Below are 23027 nucleotides of genomic sequence, written 5' to 3' on the forward strand. Positions count from 1 at the left end.
GCCCTCAATCGAAGCCGAGGAATTCGAACAGGTCGCGGTCCTTCATGGGGATCGCGTTCAGCGGCTTGCCGCCGGCCCAGAGATGGGCGGCGAGGCGCATGTACTCGGTGGTGACGGCAACCAACTCGGGCGTCGGCTCCATCTCGAACAAGGTCGACTTCTTCAGGCGCGAGCGCCGCACGACGTCGAGGTCGGGGAAATGCGCGATGCGCTCCAGACCGACGGCGGCGTTGAAGCGGTCGATCTCGTCGGTCTTGGCGGAGCGATTGGCGATGACCCCGCCGAGCCGCACAGGATAGTTCTTCGCCTTGGCGTGGATCGCGGCGACGATCCGGTTCATGGCGAAGATCGAGTCGAAGTCGTTGGCGGTGACGATGAGGGCCTGGTCGGCGTGCTGGAGCGGCGAGGCGAAGCCGCCGCAGACCACGTCGCCGAGCACGTCGAAGATCACCACGTCGGTGTCCTCGAGGAGATGATGCTCCTTGAGGAGCTTCACGGTCTGGCCGACCACGTAGCCGCCACAACCGGTCCCGGCCGGGGGGCCGCCGGCCTCGACGCACATGACGCCGTTGTAGCCCTCGGCCACGAAATCCTCGATGCGCAGCTCCTCGGAGTGGAACTGCACGGCCTCCAGGGCATCGATGACCGTGGGGGCGAGACGCTTCGTCAGCGTGAACGTGGAATCGTGCTTCGGGTCGCAGCCGATCTGCAGCACGCGCTTGCCGAGCTTGGAGAACGCCACCGACAGGTTCGACGAGGTCGTCGACTTGCCGATGCCGCCCTTGCCGTAGACCGCGAACACCTTGGCGGTGCCGATCTTGAGGTTTGGGTCGAGTTCCACCTGAACGCTGCCCTCGGGCTGGCGTGCGGCGACGGGATTGCGGATGGCGATGTTCATGCGGCGACCCCTGCGGTGATGCCTTCGACGCGGTCCTCGAGTTCCTCCTCGGCGCGGTCGAGCGCGTCGCGCGTCGCCGCGTCGGGGGTCCAGAAGCCGCGCTGGTGCGCCTCGATCAGCCGGTGTGCGACCTTGGCCGAAGCGGTCGGGTTGAGGGCCGCCATGCGCTCGCGCATGGCGGGGTCGAGGACGTAGGTCTCGGTGATGCGCTGGTAGACCCAGGGCGCGACGCCGTCGGTGGTGGCCGACCAGCCCAGGGTGTTGGTGAGGTGTGCCTCGATCTGGCGCACGCCCTCGTAGCCGTGGCCGAGCATGCCCTCCGTCCATTTCGGGTTGAGCATCCGGGTGCGGGTCTCAAGCGAGACCTGCTCGGTGAGCGAGCGCACCACGCCCTCGCCCCGGGTCTGGTCGCTGATGAATATCGGCACCGCCGCGCCGCGAGCCTTGGCCACTGCCCGGCCCATGCCGCCGAGGCCGTCGAAGTAATGGTCCACGGAGGTGACGCCGACCTCGACGGAATCGAGGTTCTGGTACGCGAGATCGACGGTGGCGAGCACGGCACTCATCAGGGCGCGCTGGGCGCTCGGCACGCCGGTGCGGCCATAGGCGAAGGATTTGCGCCGGGCGAAGGTTTCGGAGATCTCGTCGGCTTCCTGCCAGCGCCCGGATTCCACCAGCGCGTTGACGTTGGCGCCGTAGGTCCCCTCCGCATTCGAGAACACCCGGAGCGCCGCCGTCTCGAGATCGATGCCGTGCTCGACCTGGAGGGCCAGGGCGTGCTTGCGGACGAAGTTCCACTCGGATGGCTCGTCGGCGGTGGCTGCGAGATAGGAGGCCTCCGCCAGGAGCTTCGTCTGCAGCGGCAGCAGATCGCGAAAGATGCCCGAGAGCGTGACCACCACGTCGATGCGCGGGCGCCCGAGGGTGTCCAGGGGAATCAGGGTGGCGCCGCTCAGGCGGCCGTAGCCGTCGAAGCGCGGGGCTGCGCCGATCAGCGCCAGGGCCTGGGCGATGGGGCCGCCCTCGCTCTTCAGGTTGTCGGTGCCCCAGAGCACCAGGGCGATGCTCTCGGGCAGCGCCGCACCTTCGTCGCGATAGCGGGCGAGCAGGCGGGCGGCCTGCCGGGCGCCGTCGGCGAGCGCGAAGGCGGAGGGCAGCCGGTAGGGATCGAAGCCGTGCAGGTTGCGCCCCGTCGGCAGGATGTCCGGGTTCCGCAGCAGGTCGCCGCCGGCGACGGGCGCGATGAAGCGTCCGTCCAGCGCCCGGAGCAGGCCCTGGATCTCGTGATCCTGGGACAACAGGAGATCGGTCGCCCGGAGGGCCACGAAGGCCGCGCGATGCGCATCGGTGAGGGCAATTCCGCCCTGGGCCAGGGCGATATCGATGGTGGCGCCGCCCACGAGAGCCTCGATACCGGCGCGGGCGGGTGCGAGGCTGTGGCTGGACTCCGCGAGGGCGAGGAGGATGTCGGTCCGCTCCTCCGACGGCGTGCCCCGCCCCGCCACGTGCAGGCCGTGCGGGATCAGGCTGTGCTCCAATTCGTGCAGCGCGGCGCCGAGGCGCTGGACCTGGCCGGCGAGATCGGCGCTCCAGGCGGGCTCGGCGGGTACCAGATCGAGGCCGGCTCCCTGGGCTTGGATCAGTTCGGCGAGGTCGCGGCGCTCGGCCACGGCGGCGGGCTCCAGGGCACGCCAGCGCTCGATGGAGGCCTTGAGGTCGATCAGCCCGCGATAGAGGCCGGCCTGGGCCAAGCTCGGGGTCAGGTAGCTGACCAGGGTGGCGGCGGAGCGGCGCTTGGCGAGCAGACCTTCGGAGGGATTGTTGGCGGCGTAGAGGTAGACGTGCGGCAGGGCGCCGATCAGGCGCTCGGGCCAGCAATCACCGGAGAGGCCGGTCTGCTTGCCAGGCATGAATTCCAGCGCCCCGTGGGTGCCGAAATGCAGGACCGCGTCGGCGCGGAAATCCTCGCGCAGGTAGCGATAGAAGGCCGAGAAAGCGTGGGTCGGGGCGAAACCGCGCTCGAACAGCAGCCGCATCGGGTCGCCCTCGTAGCCGAAGCCCGGCTGGACCCCGACGAAGACGTTCCCGAACTGGGCGCCGAGCACGAAGATCTGCGCGCCGTTGCTGTTCTGGCGCCCTGGTGCCGGCCCCCATTGCGCCTCGATCTCGGCCAGATGCCGCTCGCGCCGGACATGATCGTCGGCCGGAATCCGGTGATGGACGTTGGCGGGCGTGCCGAACCGGGTCGCGTTGCCGGCGAGCACCGCCTCGCGCAACGCGTCGACGCTCTCCGGCACCGCCACAGCGTAACCCTCGTCCTTCAGCGCGGTCAGCGTGTTGTGGAGCGAGTGGTAGACCGACAGGAAAGCGGCGGTGCCGATGCTGCCGGCGTTCGGCGGGAAGCCGAACAGCACGATCGCGACCCGGCGCTCGGCCTTCGCCTTCCTCCGCAGGCTCACGAGGCGCTCGATGCGGGCGGCGAGCATGTCGGCGCGTTCGGGATGCACGACCATGTCGCGGGCGCTGGCGCCGAGCGAGCGGCTTGAGCGGCCGCCGAACACCATGGGCGCGGTGGCGCCGTCGAGTTCGGGGATCGCCACCATCATGGTGGCCTCGACCGGCGAGAGGCCCCGGTCGGACGCCTCCCATTGCTCCAGGGTCTGGAACTCCAGGGCGTGCGCGGCGAGGTAGGGCACGTCGAGCTCTGCGAGCAGCGCCTGCGCGCTCGCGGCGTCGTTGTAGGCCGGACCGCCGACCAGGGAGAAGCCGGTCAGCGAGACCAGGGCGTCGATGCTGGGCCGCCCGTCGCGCCGGAAGAAGGCGTCGATGGCAGGGCGGTTGTCGAGGCCGCTGGCGAAGGCGGGGACGACGGCGAGGCCTCGTGCCTCCAGGGCCGCGATGACGCCGTCGTAATGGGCGGTGTTCCCGGCCAGCACGTAGGAGCGCATGACGAGGAGGCCGACGCGACCCTTCACCGGTCCGGCGGGGGCCGGCACCTTCGCGGCGTCCTCGCCGATCCGGCCGGCCATGCGCGGATGGTAGAGGCCGGTCTCGGGATAGCTCAAGGGGGCCGGCGCAGCCGCGATCCGGCGCCAGCCCTCGCGCGGGCCGGCGGCGTAGCGGCCGACGAGGAAGCGCACGAGGTTGGCGATGTTCTCGTCGGAGCCCGAGAGCCAGTATTGCAGGGTCAGGAAGTAGGCCCGCACGTCCTGAGCCGAGCCCGGGATGAAGCGCAGGATCTTGGGCAGCCGGCGGATCATCGCCATCTGGCGGGCGCCGTTGCCCTGTGCGCCGGGCTTGCCGCGCAGCTTCTTGAGAAAATCGAGGGCGCCGCGCTTGGTGCCGTCCATGTCGAATCGGTCGAGGCGCGTCGTTTTCACAACCTCGGACGCAGAGAGGCAGCCGATCATCGCGTCACAATGGGGACGCCGGGCCAGCAGCGCCGGCAGGATCGCCCGCACGTGCTCGTCCATGAACAGCATGGTCGAGATCACGATGTCGGCGCGGGCGATGTCGGCCTTGCAGGCGTCGAGGGCGGCAGGGTCGGTGTCCCAGGCGGCGGCCGCGTGAAAGTCGAGGGCGAGGCCCGGCAGGTCGCGGGTGAGGCGCTGGCGGGCGCGCTCGAGCGCGCTCGCCACGTGATTGTCCATCGTCACGAGGACGACCCGGAGCGCCGGGCGCTCAGCGACCGAAATGCGCTTTGGCATCGTATAAGGTCTCGACGGTGATGAGCGGCAGGGCGCGGTCCCGCGCGAAGCGCTCGGTGTTCGCGCGGGCCTTGCCCCGCACGAAGAACGGGATCTTCTTCAGTTCCTTCTCGGCATCGCTCGCCCAGGTCAGGAGGATCGGTTCGGCCGGTGAAGGGACCGCCTCGACGGCGACCGCCGCTGCCTCGACCGCGTGCCGCGGCAGGTGGGAGGGTGCGGCTGCGCCGTGGAACTCGGCATCCTCGCGGAACATGCCGAGCAGGTGCTCCTCCAGCCCCATCATCAGGGGGTGGACCCAGGTGTCGAAGAGGACGTTGGCGCCCTCAAACCCCATCTGCGGCGCGTAGCGCGCGGGGAAATCCTGGACGTGGACCGGCGCCGAGATCACCGCGCAGGGCAGGCCCAAGCGCTTGGCGATGTGGCGCTCCATCTGGGTGCCGAGCACGAGTTCGGGCGCCGCCGCCTGGATCGCCGCCTCGACGTCGAGGTAATCGTCGGTGATCGTGGCCTCGATGCCGTGGAGCGCGGCCTCGGCCCGGACCTCGCGGGCGAATTCACGGGTGTAGGTGCCGAGACCCACCACCCGGAAGCCGAGTTCGGTGGAAGCGATGCGAGCGGCGGCGAGCGCATGGGTGGCGTCGCCGAAGATAAAGACCCGCTTGTCCGTGAGATAGGTCGAATCGACCGAGCGCGAATACCAGGGCAGGCGCGAGGGCGCGCCGGCGAGAACGGGGGCCGGATCGACCTGCGCCAGGGCCGCGACCTCCTCGACGAATCGGATCGTGGCCTGGACGCCGATCGGCACGGTCTCGACCATCGGCTGGCCGAACGCCTTCTGCAGGTGCAGGCCGGCGGCGCGGGCGATCTCAGGATAGAGCACGACGTTGAAGTCGGCCGCGCCGAGGCGCCCCAGATCGGCGGGCGCCGCGCCGAGGGGCGCCACCACGTTCACGTCGATGCCGAGTGCTGCGAGGATCCGCGTGATCTCCACGAGATCGTCGCGGTGGCGAAAGCCGAGGGCCGTCGGGCCGAGGATGTTGCAGAGCGGGCGGCGCCCTGCGCGAGGCGTGGCCGTGCCGCCGGCCAGGGCCCGGACGAGGCGGTAGAGGGTCTCCGAGGCGCCCCAGTTCTCCTTCTTCTGGTAGGCCGGGAGTTCGAGGGGAATGACCGGGATCGGCAGGTCGAGGGCGCGGGCGAGGCCGCCCGGATCGTCCTGGATCAGCTCGGCGGTGCAGGAGGCGCCGACGATCATCGCTTGCGGATGAAAGCGCGCATAGGCTTCCGAAACGGCGTTCTGGAAGAGTGCGGCGGTGTCGGCGCCGAGGTCGCGGGCCTGGAAGGTGGTGTAGGTCACGGGCGGGCGGGCGTCGCGCCGCTCGATCATGGTGAAGAGGAGGTCCGCGTAGGTGTCGCCCTGGGGCGCGTGCAGCACGTAATGCAGGCCCCGCATGGCGGTGGCGACGCGCATCGCGCCGATATGGGGTGGGCCCTCGTAGGTCCAGAGGGTGAGCTGCATGGCGCTACACCTCCAGCCGGGCGCGGCGCGTCAGCGGCCGTGCGAAGAGTTCGGCCAGATCGCCGGCCTGGTCGTAGCCCTGGATCGGGGTGAACAGCAGCTCGATGGACCACTTGGTGGCCAGGCCCTCGGCCTCCAGCGGGTTGGCGAGGCCGAGGCCGCAGACCGTCAGGTCGGGGCGGGCCGTCCGGCAGCGGTCCATCTGCGCATCGAGGTCCTGGCCCTCCACGACCCGCGTGCCGGCGGGAAGCTGCGCCAGTTCGGCCGCATGGTGCTGGCGGTGCAGATAGGGTGTGCCGACCTCGACCAGCGCGGCGCCCATCTCCCGCGACAGGAAGCGGGCGAGCGGCAGTTCGAGTTGCGAATCGGGGAAGAAGAACACCCGCTTGCCCTCCAGCCGCTGCCGGAAGGGGGCGAGCGCCGTGGCGGCGCGCCCACGCCCCGGCGCCGTGACGCGGTCGAAGCGCTCGCGCGCGACCCCGAACGCCGTCGCGGCGGCCCGGAGCCAGGCCGTGGTGCCTTCGGAGCCGAGGGGGAACGGTGCGGTCAAGCGCGTGGCGCCCCGCGCCTCCAGGGCCCGCGCAGTATCGCCGAGGAAGGGCTGGGCGAGGAGATAGCGGGTGTTCTCGCCGAGTGCCGGCAGGTCCCCGGCCCGGCGCGCGGGTAGGAACGACACGTCGTCGAGCCCGAGTTGCGCGAAGATGCGGGCGAACTGATCCTCGACCACGTCGGCGAGCGCGCCGACCACGAGGAGCGCTGGCGCCGCGTCGACCGGCGCGCGGGGCATCTCCGGTACCAGGGCGGCGAGGCAGGCATCCTCCCCTTGCGTGAAGGTCGTCTCGATGCCGCTGCCGGAATAATTCAGCACCCGCACGGCCGGATGGAGGGTCGTGGAGAGGCGCTGCGCGGCGCGCGAGAGATCGAGCTTGATCACCTCCGAGGGGCAGGAGCCCACGAGGAAGAGCAGGCGGATGTCGGGGCGTCGGGCGATGAGGCGCTGCACCACCCGGTCGAGTTCCTCGTTGGCGTCGGCGAGACCGGCGAGATCGCGCTCGTCGAGGATGGCGGTGGCGAAGCGCGGCTCGGCGAAGATCATCACGCCGGCGGCCGATTGGATCAGGTGCGCGCAGGTCCGCGACCCGACCACGAGGAAGAAGGCGTCCTGGATCTTGCGGTGGAGCCAGACGATGCCGGTGAGCCCGCAGAACACCGCGCGCTGCCCCCGCTCCTGGCGGATATCGCAGCCCGTCTCCAGGGTCGGAAGCGGCGCGTGGGCGTTCATCGCGCGGCCTCCGCGACGAGGCCGGCGGGGGCCGCCTGGAGGCGTGCGGTGCGGAGCTTGAGGACGAACTGCGCCGCGTTGACCGCGTAGGTCGCGTAGGCCGCCAGCGCCAGCACCATCAGGCCGGTCGTATCGAGGGCACCGGTAGCCAGGGCGGCGAGGTAGGCGCTGTGCAGGGCCAGCACCAGCATGCTGACCATGTCCTCCCAGTAGAAGGCCGGGGCGAACAGGTAGCGCCCGAAGACCGCCTTCTCCCAAACCGAGCCCGTGACCATGATCGCGTAGAGCACCAGGGTCTTGGCAACGACCGATGCGTTGGCGGCTCCGGCGCCCTCCCCGGTCGCCAGGGTGCGCAGCACGAGGCCGAGGCTGATGGCGAAGACAAGGAATTGCAGCGGGGCCAGGACGCCCTGCACCAGGGTCCAGGGGGAAGCGTCGCGACGCGCACGCTCGGCGGTGTCGTAGAGCGGTCGCCTGGGCCTGTCCGTTCTCCGGATCATGCGGTCCGCCCCCTCCTGTGCGCCGTTCCGACCGGGTCGGGTGGGCTCGTTGAAGGGAGATTAGGAACACCCTCGAAAAGTGTCAAGCACGCTTTACGTCAAAACACATTTACGAACTTAATGCAGAATAGTTACAGGGATGGCATTGATCTGACAATTTTCGGGCGTATCGTGCCGCTTGTTTTCAACGTCGGCGATGCCGTTTTCCCGGCACGCCAAATGTCTCAGACGAAGCTCAGAACCGTCCGGAATTCGACAGGCAAGATCGAACCGCTCACCCCGCCGTCAGCGACATTGGAGAGGGACCAATGGATGATGTGAGGTCGTTCGGTGATTGCTTGCGCTACGAATCACCCCATCGGGACGTCATCGATCTTCGAGAGTTCGGGATCGGTGCGCAGATCGCGGAATTCAGCCGGAGCCTGCGCCTGCAGGACGATCTGGCCCGGGTCGTCGAGGCCGAGATCATTCCGCGCCTCATGCTCGCCCACCGGGCCGAAGTCTCCCCGCCAGCCTGCAACATACTGCCGAGCCCTGAACAGGTCGCGGCCTTCGCGAGCCTGATGCTGGAGCCGGCCGGGGACGACCTCGATGCCCGCCTGACCGGCATCCTGGCGAGCGGCCTGTCGCCCGACAGCCTCCTCCTCGACCTGCTGGCTCCGACCGCGCGCCATCTCGGTACTCTTTGGGAAGAGGACCTCTGCGACTTCGTCGAGGTGACCCGGGCCATGGGACGCCTGCAGCGCCTGCTGCGCGAGATCAACCGGCGCTTCGGCGCCGAGCCGGCCTGTCCGCGCGAGGGCCGGCGCATCCTGCTCCTGCCCTGTCCGGGCGAGTCCCACAGCTTCGGACTCACCATCGTGGAGCGCTTCTTCCGGGATGCCGGCTGGGACGTGACCTGCATGGCGGCGCAGACGGAGAACGAACTCTTCGCGCGCGTTCGCGACGGCGGGTTCGACGTCGTCGGTCTCTCGCTCGCCTGCGAGGTCCTGCTGTCCCGGATGGCCGAGATCATTGCTGCGATCAGGCGGCATTCGCGCAATCCCACGATCCGTGTCATCGTGGGCGGCCCGGCCTTTACGGCCGATCCCACCGCCGTGGGCCGAGTCGGAGCCGATGCCGGCACCGGCAATGCCCATCAGGCGCTCAATATCGCGGAAAGTCTCCTTGATCTGCCGGCCCGACCCTGCTGAAAGACGATCCGCTCGAAAGGTTCGCCTCACGAAAAAGGCTCGTCCGTTCGGACACTCCCGCCCGACCTCATCACGACGTGGTGACCTGTGACCAGCTTGGCGCTTCCTGCCGCGAGTCAGGCGCTCGCGGCGCTTCAACACTCCCTCGATCCCCTCGACGCGCAGGCGGCGGGGCTGTTGGTGGCCGCCGCCACGGACCTCTCCCTGGTGATCGATGCCGACGGCGTGATTCGCGACGCCACCTTCGGCAACGCGGACCTGGAGGGCGAGGGCTGCGAGACTTGGCTCGGGCGTCCCTGGGTCGACACGGTCACGGTGGAGAGCCGGCCGAAGATCGCCGCCCTCCTGAAGGACGCCGCCCCCGGGGCCGTGACGCGCTGGCGCCAGGTCAACCACATCTCGCCCACCGGCACGGACCTGCCCGTGCGCTACGCCGCCATGCGGCTCGCCAAGGACGGGCAGGTTCTGGTGCTCGGGCGCAACCTGCGCGCCATGGCGTCGCTTCAGCGGACGCTGGTGGAGACTCAGCAGGCCCTGGAGCGCGACTACCTGCGCATGCGCGGCGCCGAGACGCGCTACCGCCTCCTCTTTCAACTCGGCTCCGAGCCGGTCCTGGTGGTGGATGCCGGCACCCGCCGGGTCACCGAGGTCAATCCCGCCGCCGCGCGCCTCATCGGCCGGGCGGACAAGCGCATCGTCGGGCACGATGCCGTCGACCTCTTCGACGCCGGCAGCCTGCGCGACCTCGAAGCGCTCTTCGCCGGCCTGCGCGCCACCGGGCAAGCGGCGGACCTCGAAGCGAAGCTCGGACAGGGGCGCGGCGGTGTCCGGGTCGCGGCCTCGCTGTTCCGCCAGGAGAACGCCACCAGCGTGCTCCTGCGCCTCGCCCCCGGCGAGACGCGGAATGCGGAGCCCGGCTCCACGAGCGCCAATGCCCTCGACGTTCTCCGCAGCCTGCCAGAGGGCTTCGTCGTCACCGATCCGGGCCGGCGCATCCTTACCGCCAACGCCGCCTTCCTCGACCTCGTCCAGCTCGCGACGGAGGAGCAGGTGCGCGGCCAGCCCCTCGAGCGTTGGCTCGGCCGGGAGGAAAGCGAGGCGGGCGCCCTGTTCGCCACGCTGGCGCTGCACGGCTCCGTGCGCCACTTCCCGACCCATGTCCGGGGAACCTACGGCACCCTGGAGGAGGTGGAGGTCGCCGCCGTCTCGGTGACGGGAGGAAGCCAGCCCTGCCTCGGCTTCACCCTGCGCGCGACCCCGCGCCGGGCCGCCACGGTGACGGGCGGACGGGAGCTGCCGCGCTCCGTCGAGCAGATGACGGAACTCGTCGGCCGCGTCTCGATGAAGACCCTGGTGCGTGAATCGACGGACCTGATCGAGCGCCTCTGCATCGAGGCGGCGCTCCGCATCACCCGCGACAACCGCGCCTCGGCGGCGGAGATGCTCGGCCTCAGCCGCCAGGGCCTTTACGCCAAGATGCGCCGCTACGGCATCGGCGACCTCGATGCCCCTGACGACCTGAGCTGACGGACAGTCGGGAGCTGCTGCATCGCCGTTGCCCTACGGCATACGTGTAAATCAAACTTGACACTCGGTGTTGTTCATCTTTAGCGTCGCGGTCATGGCAACGCCTGCACCCAGCGCCCTTGTCGAACTCCTGAAGCCGATCACATGGTTTGCACCGATGTGGGCCTTCGCCTGCGGGGTGATCTCGTCGGGGGCCTCGCCGAGCGGGCAGTGGCCGGTGATCGCCGCCGGGGTCATCCTGGCCGGTCCCCTGGTCTGCGCCACCTCGCAGGCGGTGAACGACTGGTACGACCGCCACGTCGACGCGATCAACGAGCCGCACCGGCCGATCCCCTCAGGACGCATGCCGGGCCGCTGGGGCCTCTACGTCGCCGCGGGCTGGACCGGCCTCTCCCTCCTGGTCGCGGCGGCCCTCGGGCCCTGGATCCTCGGGGCCGCCCTGGTCGGCCTCGTGCTGGCCTGGATCTACAGCGCGCCTCCCCTGCGCCTGAAGCGCAACGGCTGGTGGGGCAACTCGGCGGTCGCCCTCTGCTACGAGGGCCTGCCCTGGTTCACCGGGGCGGCGGTGATGGCGGCGGCGGTGCCGGACGGGCGCGTGCTCCTCGTCGCCCTGCTCTATTCCATCGGCGCCCACGGCATCATGACCCTCAACGACTTCAAATCCGTGGAGGGGGACCGGCGCACCGGCATCCGCTCCCTGCCCGTGCAACTCGGGACGCTGGGCGCCGCGCGCCTCGCCTGCCTCGTCATGGCGGTGCCCCAACTTGCGGTGATTCTCGCGCTGTTCGCCTGGCAGCGGCCCTGGCACGGCGCGCTCATCGGCGCCCTTCTCCTCGGGCAGTTCGTGCTGATGGGCCGGCTGCTCGCCGCGCCCCGTGCGCGGGCGGCCTGGTACAACGGGACCGGGACCACGCTCTACGTGCTCGGCATGCTGGTGGCGGCCTTCGCCCTGCGGCCCCTCGCGATGGGAGCCCCGTGATGGCCGCCGCTCCCTTCGGCTGGGCTTCCATCGTCCGCCTCGGCCTCGTGCAGACGGCGCTGGGCGCCGTGGTGGTCCTGATGACCTCCACCATCAACCGCGTGATGGTGGTGGAACTGGCGCTGCCCGCCATCGTGCCCGGTGGCCTCGTCGCCCTGCACTACGCCGTGCAGGTCCTGCGCCCGCGCTGGGGCTACGGCTCGGACCGGACCGGCCGGCGCACGCCTTGGATCGTCGGCGGCATGGCGGCCCTGGCGCTCGGCGGCTTCGGGGCGGCCGTCGCCACGGCGCTCGCCGAGACGCATCCGGCCGCCGGCCTCGCCCTCGCGGTGCTCGCCTTCCTCACGGTGGGGATGGGCGCGGGAGCCGCCGGCACCTCGCTCCTCGTCCTCCTCGCCACCGGCGTCGCGGCGCAGCGGCGGGGCGCGGCCGCCACCATCGTCTGGGTGATGATGATCGCGGGCTTCGCGATCACCGCGCCGCTGGCCGGGCATTTCCTCGATCCGTTCTCGGGCGCCCGGCTGATGGCGGTCTCCGGCACCGTCTCGCTCATCGCCTTCGCGGTCGCCGTCCTGGCGGTGCGCGGCGTGGAGCCGGCCCGGACGGACCGGGGCGAGGCCGGGACGCCGAAGCGCCCCTTCGCGCAGGTTCTGGCCCAGGTCTGGGCCGAGCCGGAATCGCGCCGCTTCACGGTCTTCATCTTCGTGGCGATGCTCGCCTATAGCGGGCAGGAGCTCATCCTGGAGCCCTTCGCAGGCCTCGTCTTCGCGATGTCGCCGGGCGTCACCACCAAGCTCGCGGGCCTTCAGCACGGTGGCGTGCTTGCCGGGATGCTGATGGTGGCCGGGCTGACCATGGGCATCGGCGGCCCCGTCCTCGGCTCGCTCAAGCTCTGGACGGTGCTCGGCTGCGCCGGCTCGGCCCTGGCGCTCCTCGGCATCGCAGGGGCCGGCCTCCTCGGCGCGGACTTTCCTTTGCGGGTGCCGGTGTTCGCGCTCGGGCTGTTCAACGGCATCTTCGCGGTGGCCGCCATCGGCTCGATGATGGCGCTCGCCGGGGCCGGGGGCGAGGCCGAGCGCGGCACCCGCATGGGGGTCTGGGGCGCGGCGCAAGGGCTCGCCTTCGGGGCCGGCGGCTTCCTCGGCACCGTGGCGGTCGATGCGGCGCGCCTCGCCACGTCCCGCGTCGTCGACGCCTATGCGGGCGTGTTCGCGGCCGAAGCCGTGCTGTTCATGTTCGCCGCCGTCCTGGCGCTGCGCATCGCCCATGCCCCCGCGACGCGGGGGTCCGGGACCCGCCGCGCCGCATCCGCTTTCGAGGCAACGCTCACCGCGAGGTAACGTCATGGCACGAGGTGAAGGGATGTTGGCCATCAGGGACACCGACCTCGAGACCTACGACGTGGTGGTGGTGGGCGGCGGCCCGGCCGGCGCCACGGCGGCGACCGACCTGGCCCGCGCGGGCCGGCGCGTCCTGCTCCTCGACAAGCCCGGCCGGATCAAGCCCTGCGGCGGCGCGATCCCGCCTCGCCTGATCCGCGACTTCGCAATCCCCGACCACCTTCTCGTCGCCCGCATCCGTTCGGCCCGGATGGTCTCGCCCAAGGACAGGCGGGTGGACATGCCCATCGGCGACGGCTTCGTCGGCATGGTCGACCGGGCCGATTTCGATCCCTGGCTGCGCGCCCGCGCGGCGGAGGCCGGGGCGGTGCTGCGGGCGGCGACCTTCCGGCACATCGAGCGCGACGAGGACGCCACCACGGTGCATTACCTGGAGGATGGCTTCCCGCGCGCCGCGCGGACCCGCCTCGTGATCGGGGCGGACGGGGCGAGTTCCCCCGTGGGACGGGCCGAGATCCCCGGCCACGCGCACATGAAGCAGGTCTTCGCCTATCACGAGATCGTCCGTCTGCCTGAGACGGGCGGCCACGACGTCGAGGCGACGCGCTGCGACGTCTATTACCAGGGCCGGCTCTCGCCGGATTTCTACGCCTGGGTCTTTCCCCACGGCGACACCGTGAGCATCGGTACGGGGAGCGCCCGCAAGGGCTTCTCCCTGCGCGGTGCGATCCGGACCTTGCGCACCGCGACGGGCCTGGAGGGCGGCGAGACCGTACGCCGCGAAGGCGCCCCCCTCCCCCTCAAGCCCCTGCGCCGCTGGGACAACGGCCGCGACGTGCTCCTCACCGGGGACGCCGCCGGCATCGTCGCCCCCGCCTCCGGCGAAGGCATCTACTACGCGATGCTGGGTGGCCGTCTCGCCGCCGAAGCGGCGGGCGCGTTCCTCGCGACGGGCCAAGCCCGGGCCCTCGGCCTCGCCCGGCGCCGCTTCATGCGCCTGCACGGGCGGATCTTCCTCATCCTGCGGATCATGCAGGGGGTCTGGTACCGCAACGATGCCCTGCGCGAGCGCTTCGTCGCGATCTGCCGCGACCGCGACGTGCAGCAGCTGACCTGGGATTCCTACATGAACAAGGAGCTGGCCCGGGCCAAACCGGTCGCCCATGCCCGCATCTTCTTCAAGGACCTCGCCCACCTCTTCAGCTGGGTCTCGCCGTGACGGGGGCCATGGACGATTGGGGGCCGACCCTGGTGGCGGCCGGCGCGGCCTTGCTCGTGGCCCTGGCCGGCGGCCTGCTGACCACCACCGGCCCCTGGTATCACGCCCTGCGGCGCCCCGCCTGGAAGCCGCCGGACTGGGCCTTCGGCCCAGTCTGGACCACGATCTTCACCCTGACGGCGATCTCGGCGGTGCTGGCCTGGAACGCCGATGCGAGCGCGTCCGCCCGCGCCGCCCTGGTCGGTGCCTACGTGGTCAACGCCGTGCTCAACATCGCCTGGAGCGGGCTGTTCTTCCGCCTGAGGCGGCCGGACTGGGCCCTCTTCGAGGTCGTGTTCCTCTGGCTGTCGATCGCGGCGCTGATCCTCGTCACCGCGCGGGTTTCGAGCGGCGCCGCGCTCCTGCTCCTGCCCTATCTCGCCTGGGTCGCGGTCGCGGCCCTGCTGAACCGAGCGATCGTCCGGCTCAACGGCCCGTTCCGGAGGGCCTGAGCGATGGCGGACCTGTTCGCAAGCGGACGCATCGTCGACGCCATCCTGATCCTCGTCGCGATCGAGGGGCTCGGCCTGATGCTGTGGGCCCGACGCGGAGGCTGGCCGATCCTGTGCAACCTGACCTCCGGCGCCGCCCTGATGCTGGCCGTGCGCGCGGCGCTGACGGGCGCGCACTGGACCCTCGTCGCCGCCTGCCTCGCGGTCTCCGGCCTCGCGCACGGCACCGAGATGGTGCTGCGCCTCGGCGCTCCTCGCCTGAACCCGCGTCCCTGACGATCCCGAGCCTGACGATCCCCGCCCCATCCGGAGAGCTGTCATGAGGAATCGCCGCACCACGCTTCCCCTGGGGGCCGGGTTCAGCCTGGCGCTCGCGGTCGGCCCCGCCCTCGCGCAGGACGCGGACCTGATCCGGCGCGGCGCGTATCTCACCACGGCCGGCGATTGCGTCGCCTGCCACACGGCCCCGGGCGGCAAGCCCTTCGCGGGCAACTACGTGCTCAACACACCGATCGGAAAGATCCGGACCCCCAACCTCACCCCCGACAAGGAGACGGGGCTCGGCGACTGGAGCGCCGACGATTTCTACCGGGCCTTCCACGACGGCATCACCAAGGATGGCTCCTACCTCTACCCGGCCTTCCCCTTCGCCTGGTACACCAAGGTGACCCGCGCGGATGCGGATGCGATCTTCGCCTACCTGCAATCGCTGCCGGCCGTGCGCGAGCCGCGTCAGCCCTCCGAGATCCCGTTTCCCTTCAATATCCGCACTGCGCTCATCACCTGGCGCACCGCCTTCTTCACGGCGGGCGAGTTCAAGCCGGACCTGGAGGCGAGCGCCGCGGTCAATCGCGGGGGCTACCTCGTGGAGGGGCTCGGCCATTGCGGCATGTGTCACAACGCCAACAAGATCGTCGGCAACAGCGGCCTGGCGGGTAAGCTCGGCGGCGGCGTCATCGACGGTTGGTACGCGCCCAACATCACCCCCGACGACCACAGCGGCATCGGAGCCTGGAGCGACGACCAGGTCGTGACCTATCTCAAGACCGGGACCGCGCCCGGCACCCTGCCCGGCGTCGCCGCCGGGCCGATGCGCCAGACCATCGAGGAATCCCTCTCCAAGATGACCGAGGCCGACCTGAAGGCGATGGTGGCCTACCTGCGCACGCAGAAGGCCAAGGAGAGCTACAAGGTCAAGGATCTGCAGGCGTTCAACGCGGCCGGTGCCCCGGGGGCCGGCACCTATCTCAGCTACTGCTCCTCCTGCCACAAGCCGGACGGCAAGGGCGTCGAGGGGGCGATTCCGGCGCTGGCCGGCAACAGTTCGGTCCAGGCGAAGGGCCCGGAGACGGTGATCCGCGTCATCCTGGGCGGGCTCGCCGCCCAGAACGGCTACGCTCCGATGCCTGCGATCGGCGCCGGCATGACCGACCGGGAGGTCGCCGACGTCACGGACTACGTCCGCAACGCCTGGGGCAATGCCGCCCCGGTGATCTCGGAGGGCGGCGTCGTCGCCACGGCGCGGACCACGACCGAGACGATGATGGCCGGAACCGCGCCCTGCGCCGAGATCGCCCAGCCCGAGATCGCGAAGGCGATCGCCGATGCGGGCAGCGCGCAGCGCCTCAAGGGCTTGTCGCAGGAGAACTTCATCGCGGTGATCGATGCCCTCCTGCCCCCGATCCGCGCGGCGGTGCCGGACGCCAAGGGGGACGATGTGGTCAACGGCCTGACCACCGCCTTCTGTCAGGCGGCGCGCGACGAGCCGGCCTACGAGAAGGCCGGCTGGCACACGGTGATCGGTAGCTTCTCGAGCATCGTCTACAGCCAGCTCAAGAACCCCGAGATCCGAGCCTCCGCCGGCACGCCCGCCCGGAGGCCGTAAGGGGCCGGGGCGGCCGCGCGGCCGGTCAGTGCTCGGTCCCGGGCCGGTTCTCGCGGGGCGGACCCCCATGCGTCTCGACGAACGCGGATCGCTCCGGGCTCTTCTTGCGGGCGGCGACGCGGATACGCATCACCAGAAGCGCCGCGATGGCGATGGCGAACGTCGCGAGGGCGAGGCCGAAGATCAGGGATTGATCCTGCATGGTGGTCTCCGAGTTCCGGGTTCAGGTCGGAAGCCGTTTCGGAGGATGCAGGTTCCAGCTTGAGCTTGAGGATTTATTTGGACGTTGATGTATTTGGAATGCGAATGCCCAGCGATGCTGGTCGAAGGCGGGAAAATGAGGATTTGATAATTCCGATGTGCCGGGCTGAGCCGTGTCACGCCCTCGGCAGCATCCGGTCGCTGATGATCCGGCGCTGGATCTCGCTGGTGCCTTCGAAGATCGTGGTGAGGCGGGCGTCGCGCCAGTAGCGCTCCACCCGGCGCTCCGTGGTGTAGCCGTTGCCCCCGTGGAGCTGCATCGCCTGATTGGTCACCCGCACCGCCATCTCGGTGGCCACCAGCTTGACCATCGCGGATTCGCTCTCCGCCGGCTCGCCGGCATCGAGGAGGTGGGCCACCTGGTTCCAGAAGGCGCGGGCCTGGGTCACGTCGGCCGCCATGTCGGCGAGCGCGAAGCGCAGGGCCTGGAAGTCACCGATCGGGTGGCCGAACTGCTCGCGCTCCTGAAGGTAGAGCTGGGTGTCCTCCAGGGCGGCGCGGGCGACGCCCACGGCCCGGGCCGCCGTGTGGACCCGCGCGATGTTGAGCCCGCGCTGGACCGAGGCGAAGCCTCCCGAATCCGCGTCGGCGCCCTGGTCGCCGTAGAGGCCGGTGAGGCGGTCGCTCTCGGGCACCCGCACCCCGTCGAGGTCGAGCTCGAAGGTGAGGAAGCCGTGATAGCCGATCTTGTCGATCACCCGGCCGGTCATGCCCTTCGGGAAGGTTCCGGGCTCCTTGACCACGAGGAAGGGTTCGAGCCCGGCCGAGCGCGGCTCGCCCGGCTCCGGGTCGCGGGTGCGGGCGAGAACTTCGATGAAGTCGGCGGCCTTGGCGAAGCCCGCCCAGCGCTTGGTCCCGGTGAGCACCCAGGTGTCGCCCTCGCGCACCGCGCGGGTCTGCACGCCGGCGAGGTCCGAGCCCGCCGTCGGCTCCGACAGGGCGATGCCGCCGATCCACTGGCCCCGGGCCGACTTCTCGAGGAGGCCGCGCCGGCGGCCCGGATCGAGGGTCTGGGTGCCGAGGCCCTGCCCCCGGGCCAGGATGCTGCCCACCGACAGCCAGGCTCGCGCCAACTCCTCCGAGACGAGGCAGTACTCGAACACGCCGAGCCCGAGGCCGCCCTGTTCGGCCGGGATCGTGATGCCGAACCAGCCCTTGGCGGCCATCCGGTCGATGAGGTCGCGCGGCATCTCGGCCTTCTGCGGGTCGAGGGTGTCCGCGAGCGGCATCACGACCTCGTGGGCGAAGGCACGGGCCTCGGCCTGCAACGCGATCCGCGCGTCCGTCCGCCACGGCGTCAGGAGTTCGGGCGGGCGCGGGGCCACGCGATCGGACTTCGGCATCGGTAACCCCCTGATCGCTCGACGCGGAGCGCCCGCGCGCCGCATCTGCGTCCGGCGAAAGCTAGGGCGCGGAGGGCCGAAAGCGAAGGCAGCGGCGTCGCCAGCGTGGTGTCGGAGGCCGCGATCCACGGTCTGTCCCAGCCTCCCGACCCGCGTTGCGCCGTCCGTCCGTTCGGCGTAGGCACGGCCCGGACAGCCCGTCCCGGCTGTCGGTACGCCAGGGGGAGCGGACGTCTTGACCTCGACCGCATGGTCTCCGCGCGAGGCGGAGCTGACCGCCTGCGACCGCGAGCCGATCCACCGCCTCGGCACCCTTCAGCCCCATGGTTTCCTGGTCGCCTATCGGTCAGAGGACCGGCGCATCGTGCAGGCGAGCGCCAACGCGCCGATCCTGGCGGGTCGACCCGAGGCGTCGCTCCTTGGCGCCGACGTGGTCGAGGTCTTCCCCGACCTTCACCTGCGCGCCGCCGCCGAACTGGTGGCCGAGCGCGACGGCGCCCAGTTCCTGCGCACCGTGACGCTTGCGACCGTCGAAGGCCCCCGCGCCTACGATCTGGCGGTGCACCGCTCCGGCGACCTCGTCGTCCTGGAATTCGAGGCGGTGGCCAGCGAAACGGTCTCCGAACACAGCCTCGACGCGCTCTATCCCCGTCTCAACCGTTTCGTGGAAGGTCTCCACGAAGCTGGCTCCGTGGAAGAGCTGTGCCACCTGCTGGCCATCGACATCCGCCACATCACCGCGTTCGACCGCGCTCTCGTGTACCGGTTCGACCGCGACGGGCACGGCACCGTCGTGGCGGAGGACGGCAACGGCGTGCTGCCGTCCTACCTCGACCTGCGCTTTCCCGCCTCCGACATCCCGGCCCAGGCGCGCGAGCTCTACCGGCGCAACCGCCTGCGCATCATTCCGGACGCGGCCTATGTGCCGGTGCCGATCCTGCGGGCGCCGGAGGCCGCGGGCGACGAAGCCCCCGACCTGCCCCTGGACCTCAGCCAGTCGATCCTGCGCAGCGTCTCGCCGGTGCATGTCGCGTACATGCGCAACATGGGCACCATGGCCTCGATGTCGGTGTCGATCCTCGTCGACGGTGCGCTCTGGGGACTGATCTCCTGCCACAACCGCACGCCGCGCCGCGTGCCGCTCCAGGCTCGCAACGCCTGCGATTTCCTCACCCGGATCTTCGCGCTCCAGCTCGCGGCCAAGGAGCGCGGCGCCGAGTCCGAGCAGCGCCTGGCGCTCGGGGCGATCCAGGTTCGGCTGCTCGGTCACATGGCGGAGGAGGAGAACTTCCTCGACGGCCTCCTCAACCATGCCGACGACGTGCTCGCCCTGGCGGGAGCGTCCGGCGCGGCGGTAGTCACGGCCGAAGGTTGCCGGCTGATGGGCGCGACGCCCAGCGCGGCGGAGGTCCGGGGACTGTACCGCTGGCTCTCGGACGGTCCCGGCGGGGCCGACCTCGTCGCCACCGACGCCCTGGGCGAGGCCTATCCGCCGGCTCGGGATTTCTCAGACCGGGCGAGCGGGCTTCTCGCCATCTCGATCTCGCAGAAATATGCGAGCTACGTGCTCTGGTTCAGGCCGGAGGTCGTCCGCACCGTCAAGTGGGGCGGCGACCCGACCAAGGCGGCGATCCCCGATCCCGCGGGTGGGCCGGACCGGCTGCACCCGCGACAATCCTTCGAGATCTGGAAGGAGACGCTGCGGGGTCGCGCCCTGCCCTGGTCGACCGCCGAGACGGAGGCGGTCAAGGAACTGCGGGCCTCGGTGCTCGGCATCGTGCTGCGGCGCGCCGAGGAACTCGCCGCCCTCAGCGAGGAACTGCAGCGTTCCAACAAGGAACTGGAAGCGTTCTCCTACTCGGTGAGCCACGACCTGCGCGCGCCCTTCCGGCACATCGTCGGTTATTCCGAACTGCTGCGCACCCGCGAGGGCGCACGGCTTTCGGAGAAGGGACGTCACTACGTCGACACCATCGTCAAGGCCGCGTTCTCGGCCGGGACCCTCGTCGACAACCTGCTGCGCTTCTCGCAGATGGGGCGCAACGCCCTGAACCCGGCCACCGGCGACCTGAACCTCCTGGTGGAGGAGGTCCGCCGGACCACATTGCGTGACGTGCCCCCCGAGCGCGTGATCCACTGGACGATCGGCCCCCTCGGACAGGTCCATGCGGATCCGGCGATGCTGCGCCTCGTCATCGAGAACCTGCTCTCGAACGCGGTCAAGTACACCCGCGACCGTGACGAGGCCCGGATCGAGATCGGTCGCCTCGACCCGGTACCGCCGCCGGACGGGAGCCCCGAGGGCGAGGCCGGGCAGGAGGCGGTGTTCTACGTGCGCGACAACGGCGTCGGCTTCGACATGGCCTATGTCGGCAAGCTGTTCGGCGTGTTCCAGCGGCTGCACCGGGTCGAGGAGTTCGAGGGCACCGGTATCGGCCTTGCAAACGTCCGGCGCATCGTCGAACGACACGGCGGGCGGACCTGGGCCGAGGGTATCCTCGGAGAGGGCGCGACGTTCTACTTCACGCTGCCGTCGTCCCGGGCGCTGGCGAACCCGAGGGCCGTGCCGCGACCGCGCCCACCGTCGACGCCGAAGGAGGCGCATTGAACGATGTCGGACCTGAAGCCGATCCTCCTCGTGGAGGACAACCCGAATGACATCGAACTGACCCTCGCCGCCCTGGACAAGAGCCAGCTCGCCAACGAGATCGTGATCTGCCGGGACGGCGCGGAAGCCCTCGACTATCTCTATCGGCGCGGCGTGCACGAGGCGCGCGATGCCCGCGACCCCGCCGTGGTGCTCCTCGACCTCAAGCTGCCCAAGGTCGATGGGCTCGAGGTGCTGGCCAAGGTGAAGGGCGACATCCGCACCCGGTCGATCCCCGTCGTGGTGCTGACCTCCTCGCGCGAGGAAACCGACCTGGTGCGCTCCTACGATCTCGGGGTGAACGCTTTCGTGGTGAAGCCCGTTGGGTTCACGGAATTCTTCGAGGCGATTCAGGAACTCGGGGTGTTCTGGGCGGTGCTGAACGAACCGCCGCCGCACCGGGGGGGAGGCTGGCCATCGAACTCGTGAGAGACGGTGCTTGGGAGTCGGGCGCGCGCGAAGGGTTCGGCCCGACGCCGCTGCGGATCCTGCTTCTGGAGGACAGCGACCTCGACACGGAGCTTCTCGGCGCGGTGCTCGATGACCTCGGACATCCCTACAGCCTCGACCGGGTCATGACGCAAGCGGCCTTCACCCAGGCGATCGCGGGCGGCGGGCACGACCTGATCCTGGCCGATTACGTCCTGCCGACCTTCGACGGCCTCAGCGCCCTCGGCATCGCCCGGGCGCAATGCCCCGCGATTCCCTTCGTTTTCGTCTCGGGAACCCTCGGCGAGGACGTGGCGGTCGAGGCCCTGAAACGCGGGGCCACGGATTACGTCACCAAGCAGCGGCTCGACCGCTTGCCGCGCACCATCATGCGCGCGCTTGCCGAGGCGAAGGCCCGGGCCGAGCGTGAGCGCGCCCAGCGAGACCTGCGCGCGCTGAACGAAACCCTCGAGGCTCGGGTCGAGGCACGGACCCGCGAACTCGCCGAGGCCAATGCCGAGCTGCACCGGCAGATCAGCGAGCGTACGCGCGTCGAGGAGGCCCTGCGCCAGTCGCAGCGCCTGGAGGCGGTGGGACAGCTCACCAGCGGTGTCGCGCACGACTTCAACAACCTGCTCACGGTGATCTCGGGCAACATCGAGTTCCTGGGCCGTGCGGTAACCGACGACCGCTCGAAGCGTCGCCTGGAGATGATGCGGGGCGCGGCCGACCGGGGTGCGCGGCTGACCGCGCAACTCCTCGCCTTCTCGCGGCGCCAGCGACTGGAGCCGACGCCGGTGGCGTTGAACCAGACCGTCGCTTCGATGCGCGACCTCCTGCAGAGCTCCATCGGTGGCGGCGTCCGCATCGAGACGACGCTGCAGCCCGATCTCTGGTCGGCTCTGGTGGATGCCACCCAGATCGAGCTCGTGGTCCTGAACCTGGCGATCAACGCCCGCGACGCCATGGCGGTGGGCGGGTGTCTCACCATCGAGACCGCCAACGTCACCCTGACGGACCCGCCGACCCGACCCGAGGAGCCGACCCCCGGCGCCTACGTGATGGTGGCGGTGAGCGACACCGGGACCGGGATCGCGCCGGAGGTGCTGACCCGGGTCTTCGAGCCGTTCTTCACCACGAAGGCGGTGGACAAGGGTTCCGGGCTCGGGCTCGCCCAGGTCTACGGGTTCGTAAAGCAATCGGGGGGCGGGATCCGGATCGACACCCGGGTCGGGGAAGGCACCTCCGTCCGCGTCTATCTCCCGCGCGCCGAGGCTGGCGCCTCCCTGAACGAAGTCCCCCCGCCGGAGGTCGATTGCGTCGCCCGGCGCGCGCCGGACGAAGCGCCCGTCCTCCTCGTCGTGGACGACGACAGCGCGGTCCGGGAGGTCACGACCTCGATCCTCGCGGAACTCGGCTACGCGATCCGTCAGGCGAGCTCGGGCCTCGCGGCCCTGCAGGCCCTGGAAGCCGACCCGTGCGTCGATCTCATCCTGCTCGACTTCGCCATGCCGGGCATGAATGGTGCCGAGGCGGCCTGCGAGATCCGCCGACACTGGCCGCACCTGTCCGTGATGTTCGTCACCGGCTACGCCGACACCGATGCGCTGATGCGGGCCGGCGATGTCGGGGCCGAGCGGATCGTGCAGAAGCCGTTCCGGAACGGCGAACTCCAGCGCAAGGTCGCGGCGGTCCTGGCCCGCTCGCCCGCCGCCCCGGGCCTACGCCTCGTCTCGAGCCGTGCCGGCGCCTGAGCGGCACCGGATTGCGTAGGGCGGGGTAAAGAGAGCCGCGTTCCTCCCGCGGGGCA

18 protein-coding genes are annotated in these 23027 nt (G+C 70.5%); 11 read left to right on the forward strand and 7 right to left on the reverse strand.

The window, feature by feature from the left end; genetic code table 11:
• Positions 1 to 4: 4 nt before the first annotated feature.
• From bchL to bchF, 5 genes are read right to left on the reverse strand one after another with little or no spacing between them, the layout of a single operon-like run.
• Positions 5 to 898, reverse strand: a complete 894-nt coding sequence (gene bchL / locus OF380_RS00335; RefSeq protein WP_056479443.1) for a ferredoxin:protochlorophyllide reductase (ATP-dependent) iron-sulfur ATP-binding protein — start codon at positions 896 to 898, stop codon at positions 5 to 7.
• Positions 895 to 4605 carry a magnesium chelatase subunit H gene (locus OF380_RS00340; protein WP_264048803.1) on the reverse strand — a complete coding sequence of 1237 codons (3711 nt, stop codon included), beginning with the start codon at positions 4603 to 4605 and terminating at the stop codon, positions 895 to 897. Before OF380_RS00340 ends, bchL begins: the two co-directional genes overlap by 4 nt.
• A complete protein-coding gene (bchB, locus tag OF380_RS00345; RefSeq protein ID WP_264048804.1) occupies positions 4580 to 6121 on the reverse strand; it encodes a ferredoxin:protochlorophyllide reductase (ATP-dependent) subunit B in 1542 nt (513 codons plus the stop codon). The genes OF380_RS00340 and bchB overlap by 26 nt, the downstream gene beginning before the upstream one ends.
• Before the next feature lie 4 nt (positions 6122 to 6125).
• Positions 6126 to 7403 carry a ferredoxin:protochlorophyllide reductase (ATP-dependent) subunit N gene (locus tag OF380_RS00350; RefSeq protein ID WP_264048805.1) on the reverse strand — a complete coding sequence of 426 codons (1278 nt, stop codon included), beginning with the start codon at positions 7401 to 7403 and terminating at the stop codon, positions 6126 to 6128.
• Complete coding sequence (bchF, locus tag OF380_RS00355; protein WP_264048806.1) at positions 7400 to 7903, reverse strand: 2-vinyl bacteriochlorophyllide hydratase; 504 nt, start codon at positions 7901 to 7903, stop codon at positions 7400 to 7402. The genes OF380_RS00350 and bchF overlap by 4 nt, the downstream gene beginning before the upstream one ends.
• A gap of 338 nt (positions 7904 to 8241) precedes the next feature.
• Here bchF and OF380_RS00360 point away from each other — a divergent pair, with 338 nt between their 5' ends.
• The 8 genes from OF380_RS00360 to OF380_RS00395 all read left to right on the forward strand — a co-directional run bounded on the left by OF380_RS00360 (position 8242) and on the right by OF380_RS00395 (position 16537).
• Positions 8242 to 9096: a cobalamin B12-binding domain-containing protein gene (locus OF380_RS00360; RefSeq protein ID WP_264048807.1), complete on the forward strand. Its 855-nt coding sequence runs from the start codon at positions 8242 to 8244 to the stop codon at positions 9094 to 9096.
• Positions 9097 to 9183: 87 nt separating this feature from the next.
• A complete protein-coding gene (gene ppsR, locus OF380_RS00365; RefSeq protein WP_264048809.1) occupies positions 9184 to 10623 on the forward strand; it encodes a transcriptional regulator PpsR in 1440 nt (479 codons plus the stop codon).
• Between the two features lie 94 nt (positions 10624 to 10717).
• Complete coding sequence (gene chlG / locus OF380_RS00370) at positions 10718 to 11602, forward strand: chlorophyll synthase ChlG (RefSeq protein WP_264048810.1); 885 nt, start codon at positions 10718 to 10720, stop codon at positions 11600 to 11602.
• The gene (locus OF380_RS00375; protein WP_264048811.1) at positions 11602 to 12942 is read left to right on the forward strand and encodes a BCD family MFS transporter; all 1341 of its coding nucleotides are present in this window, start codon (positions 11602 to 11604) and stop codon (positions 12940 to 12942) included. Before chlG ends, OF380_RS00375 begins: the two co-directional genes overlap by 1 nt.
• A 22-nt stretch (positions 12943 to 12964) precedes the next feature.
• Positions 12965 to 14161 (forward strand): geranylgeranyl diphosphate reductase, encoded by a 1197-nt coding sequence (locus OF380_RS00380; RefSeq protein ID WP_264048812.1) that lies wholly within the window; start codon positions 12965 to 12967, stop codon positions 14159 to 14161.
• 8 nt (positions 14162 to 14169) lie between these two features.
• Positions 14170 to 14652, forward strand: coding sequence for a TspO/MBR family protein (locus OF380_RS00385; protein WP_264048814.1), 483 nt, complete (start codon positions 14170 to 14172; stop codon positions 14650 to 14652).
• Positions 14653 to 14655: 3 nt separating this feature from the next.
• Positions 14656 to 14928, forward strand: a complete 273-nt coding sequence (locus tag OF380_RS00390; protein ID WP_264048816.1) for a hypothetical protein — start codon at positions 14656 to 14658, stop codon at positions 14926 to 14928.
• 43 nt (positions 14929 to 14971) lie between these two features.
• Positions 14972 to 16537, forward strand: coding sequence for a c-type cytochrome (locus tag OF380_RS00395; RefSeq protein ID WP_264048817.1), 1566 nt, complete (start codon positions 14972 to 14974; stop codon positions 16535 to 16537).
• Positions 16538 to 16562: 25 nt separating this feature from the next.
• On the opposite strand, the gene OF380_RS00400 is transcribed toward OF380_RS00395, so the two are convergent.
• Together OF380_RS00400 and OF380_RS00405 are read right to left on the reverse strand one after the other, a co-directional pair.
• Positions 16563 to 16739, reverse strand: a complete 177-nt coding sequence (locus tag OF380_RS00400) for a hypothetical protein (RefSeq protein WP_264048818.1) — start codon at positions 16737 to 16739, stop codon at positions 16563 to 16565.
• A 175-nt stretch (positions 16740 to 16914) separates the two neighbouring features.
• A complete protein-coding gene (locus OF380_RS00405) occupies positions 16915 to 18141 on the reverse strand; it encodes an acyl-CoA dehydrogenase family protein (protein ID WP_264048819.1) in 1227 nt (408 codons plus the stop codon).
• Positions 18142 to 18376: 235 nt separating this feature from the next.
• Here OF380_RS00405 and OF380_RS00410 point away from each other — a divergent pair, with 235 nt between their 5' ends.
• From OF380_RS00410 to OF380_RS00420, 3 genes are read left to right on the forward strand one after another with little or no spacing between them, the layout of a single operon-like run.
• Complete coding sequence (locus tag OF380_RS00410; protein ID WP_264048820.1) at positions 18377 to 20749, forward strand: ATP-binding protein; 2373 nt, start codon at positions 18377 to 18379, stop codon at positions 20747 to 20749.
• Positions 20750 to 20752: 3 nt separating this feature from the next.
• Positions 20753 to 21217 carry a response regulator gene (locus OF380_RS00415; protein ID WP_264048821.1) on the forward strand — a complete coding sequence of 155 codons (465 nt, stop codon included), beginning with the start codon at positions 20753 to 20755 and terminating at the stop codon, positions 21215 to 21217.
• Positions 21214 to 22971, forward strand: coding sequence for a response regulator (locus tag OF380_RS00420; RefSeq protein ID WP_264048822.1), 1758 nt, complete (start codon positions 21214 to 21216; stop codon positions 22969 to 22971). The genes OF380_RS00415 and OF380_RS00420 overlap by 4 nt, the downstream gene beginning before the upstream one ends.
• Positions 22972 to 23027 lie beyond the last annotated feature (56 nt).

The sequence above is a fragment of the Methylobacterium sp. FF17 genome, from assembly GCF_025813715.1.
Lineage (GTDB): Bacteria > Pseudomonadota > Alphaproteobacteria > Rhizobiales > Beijerinckiaceae > Methylobacterium > Methylobacterium flocculans.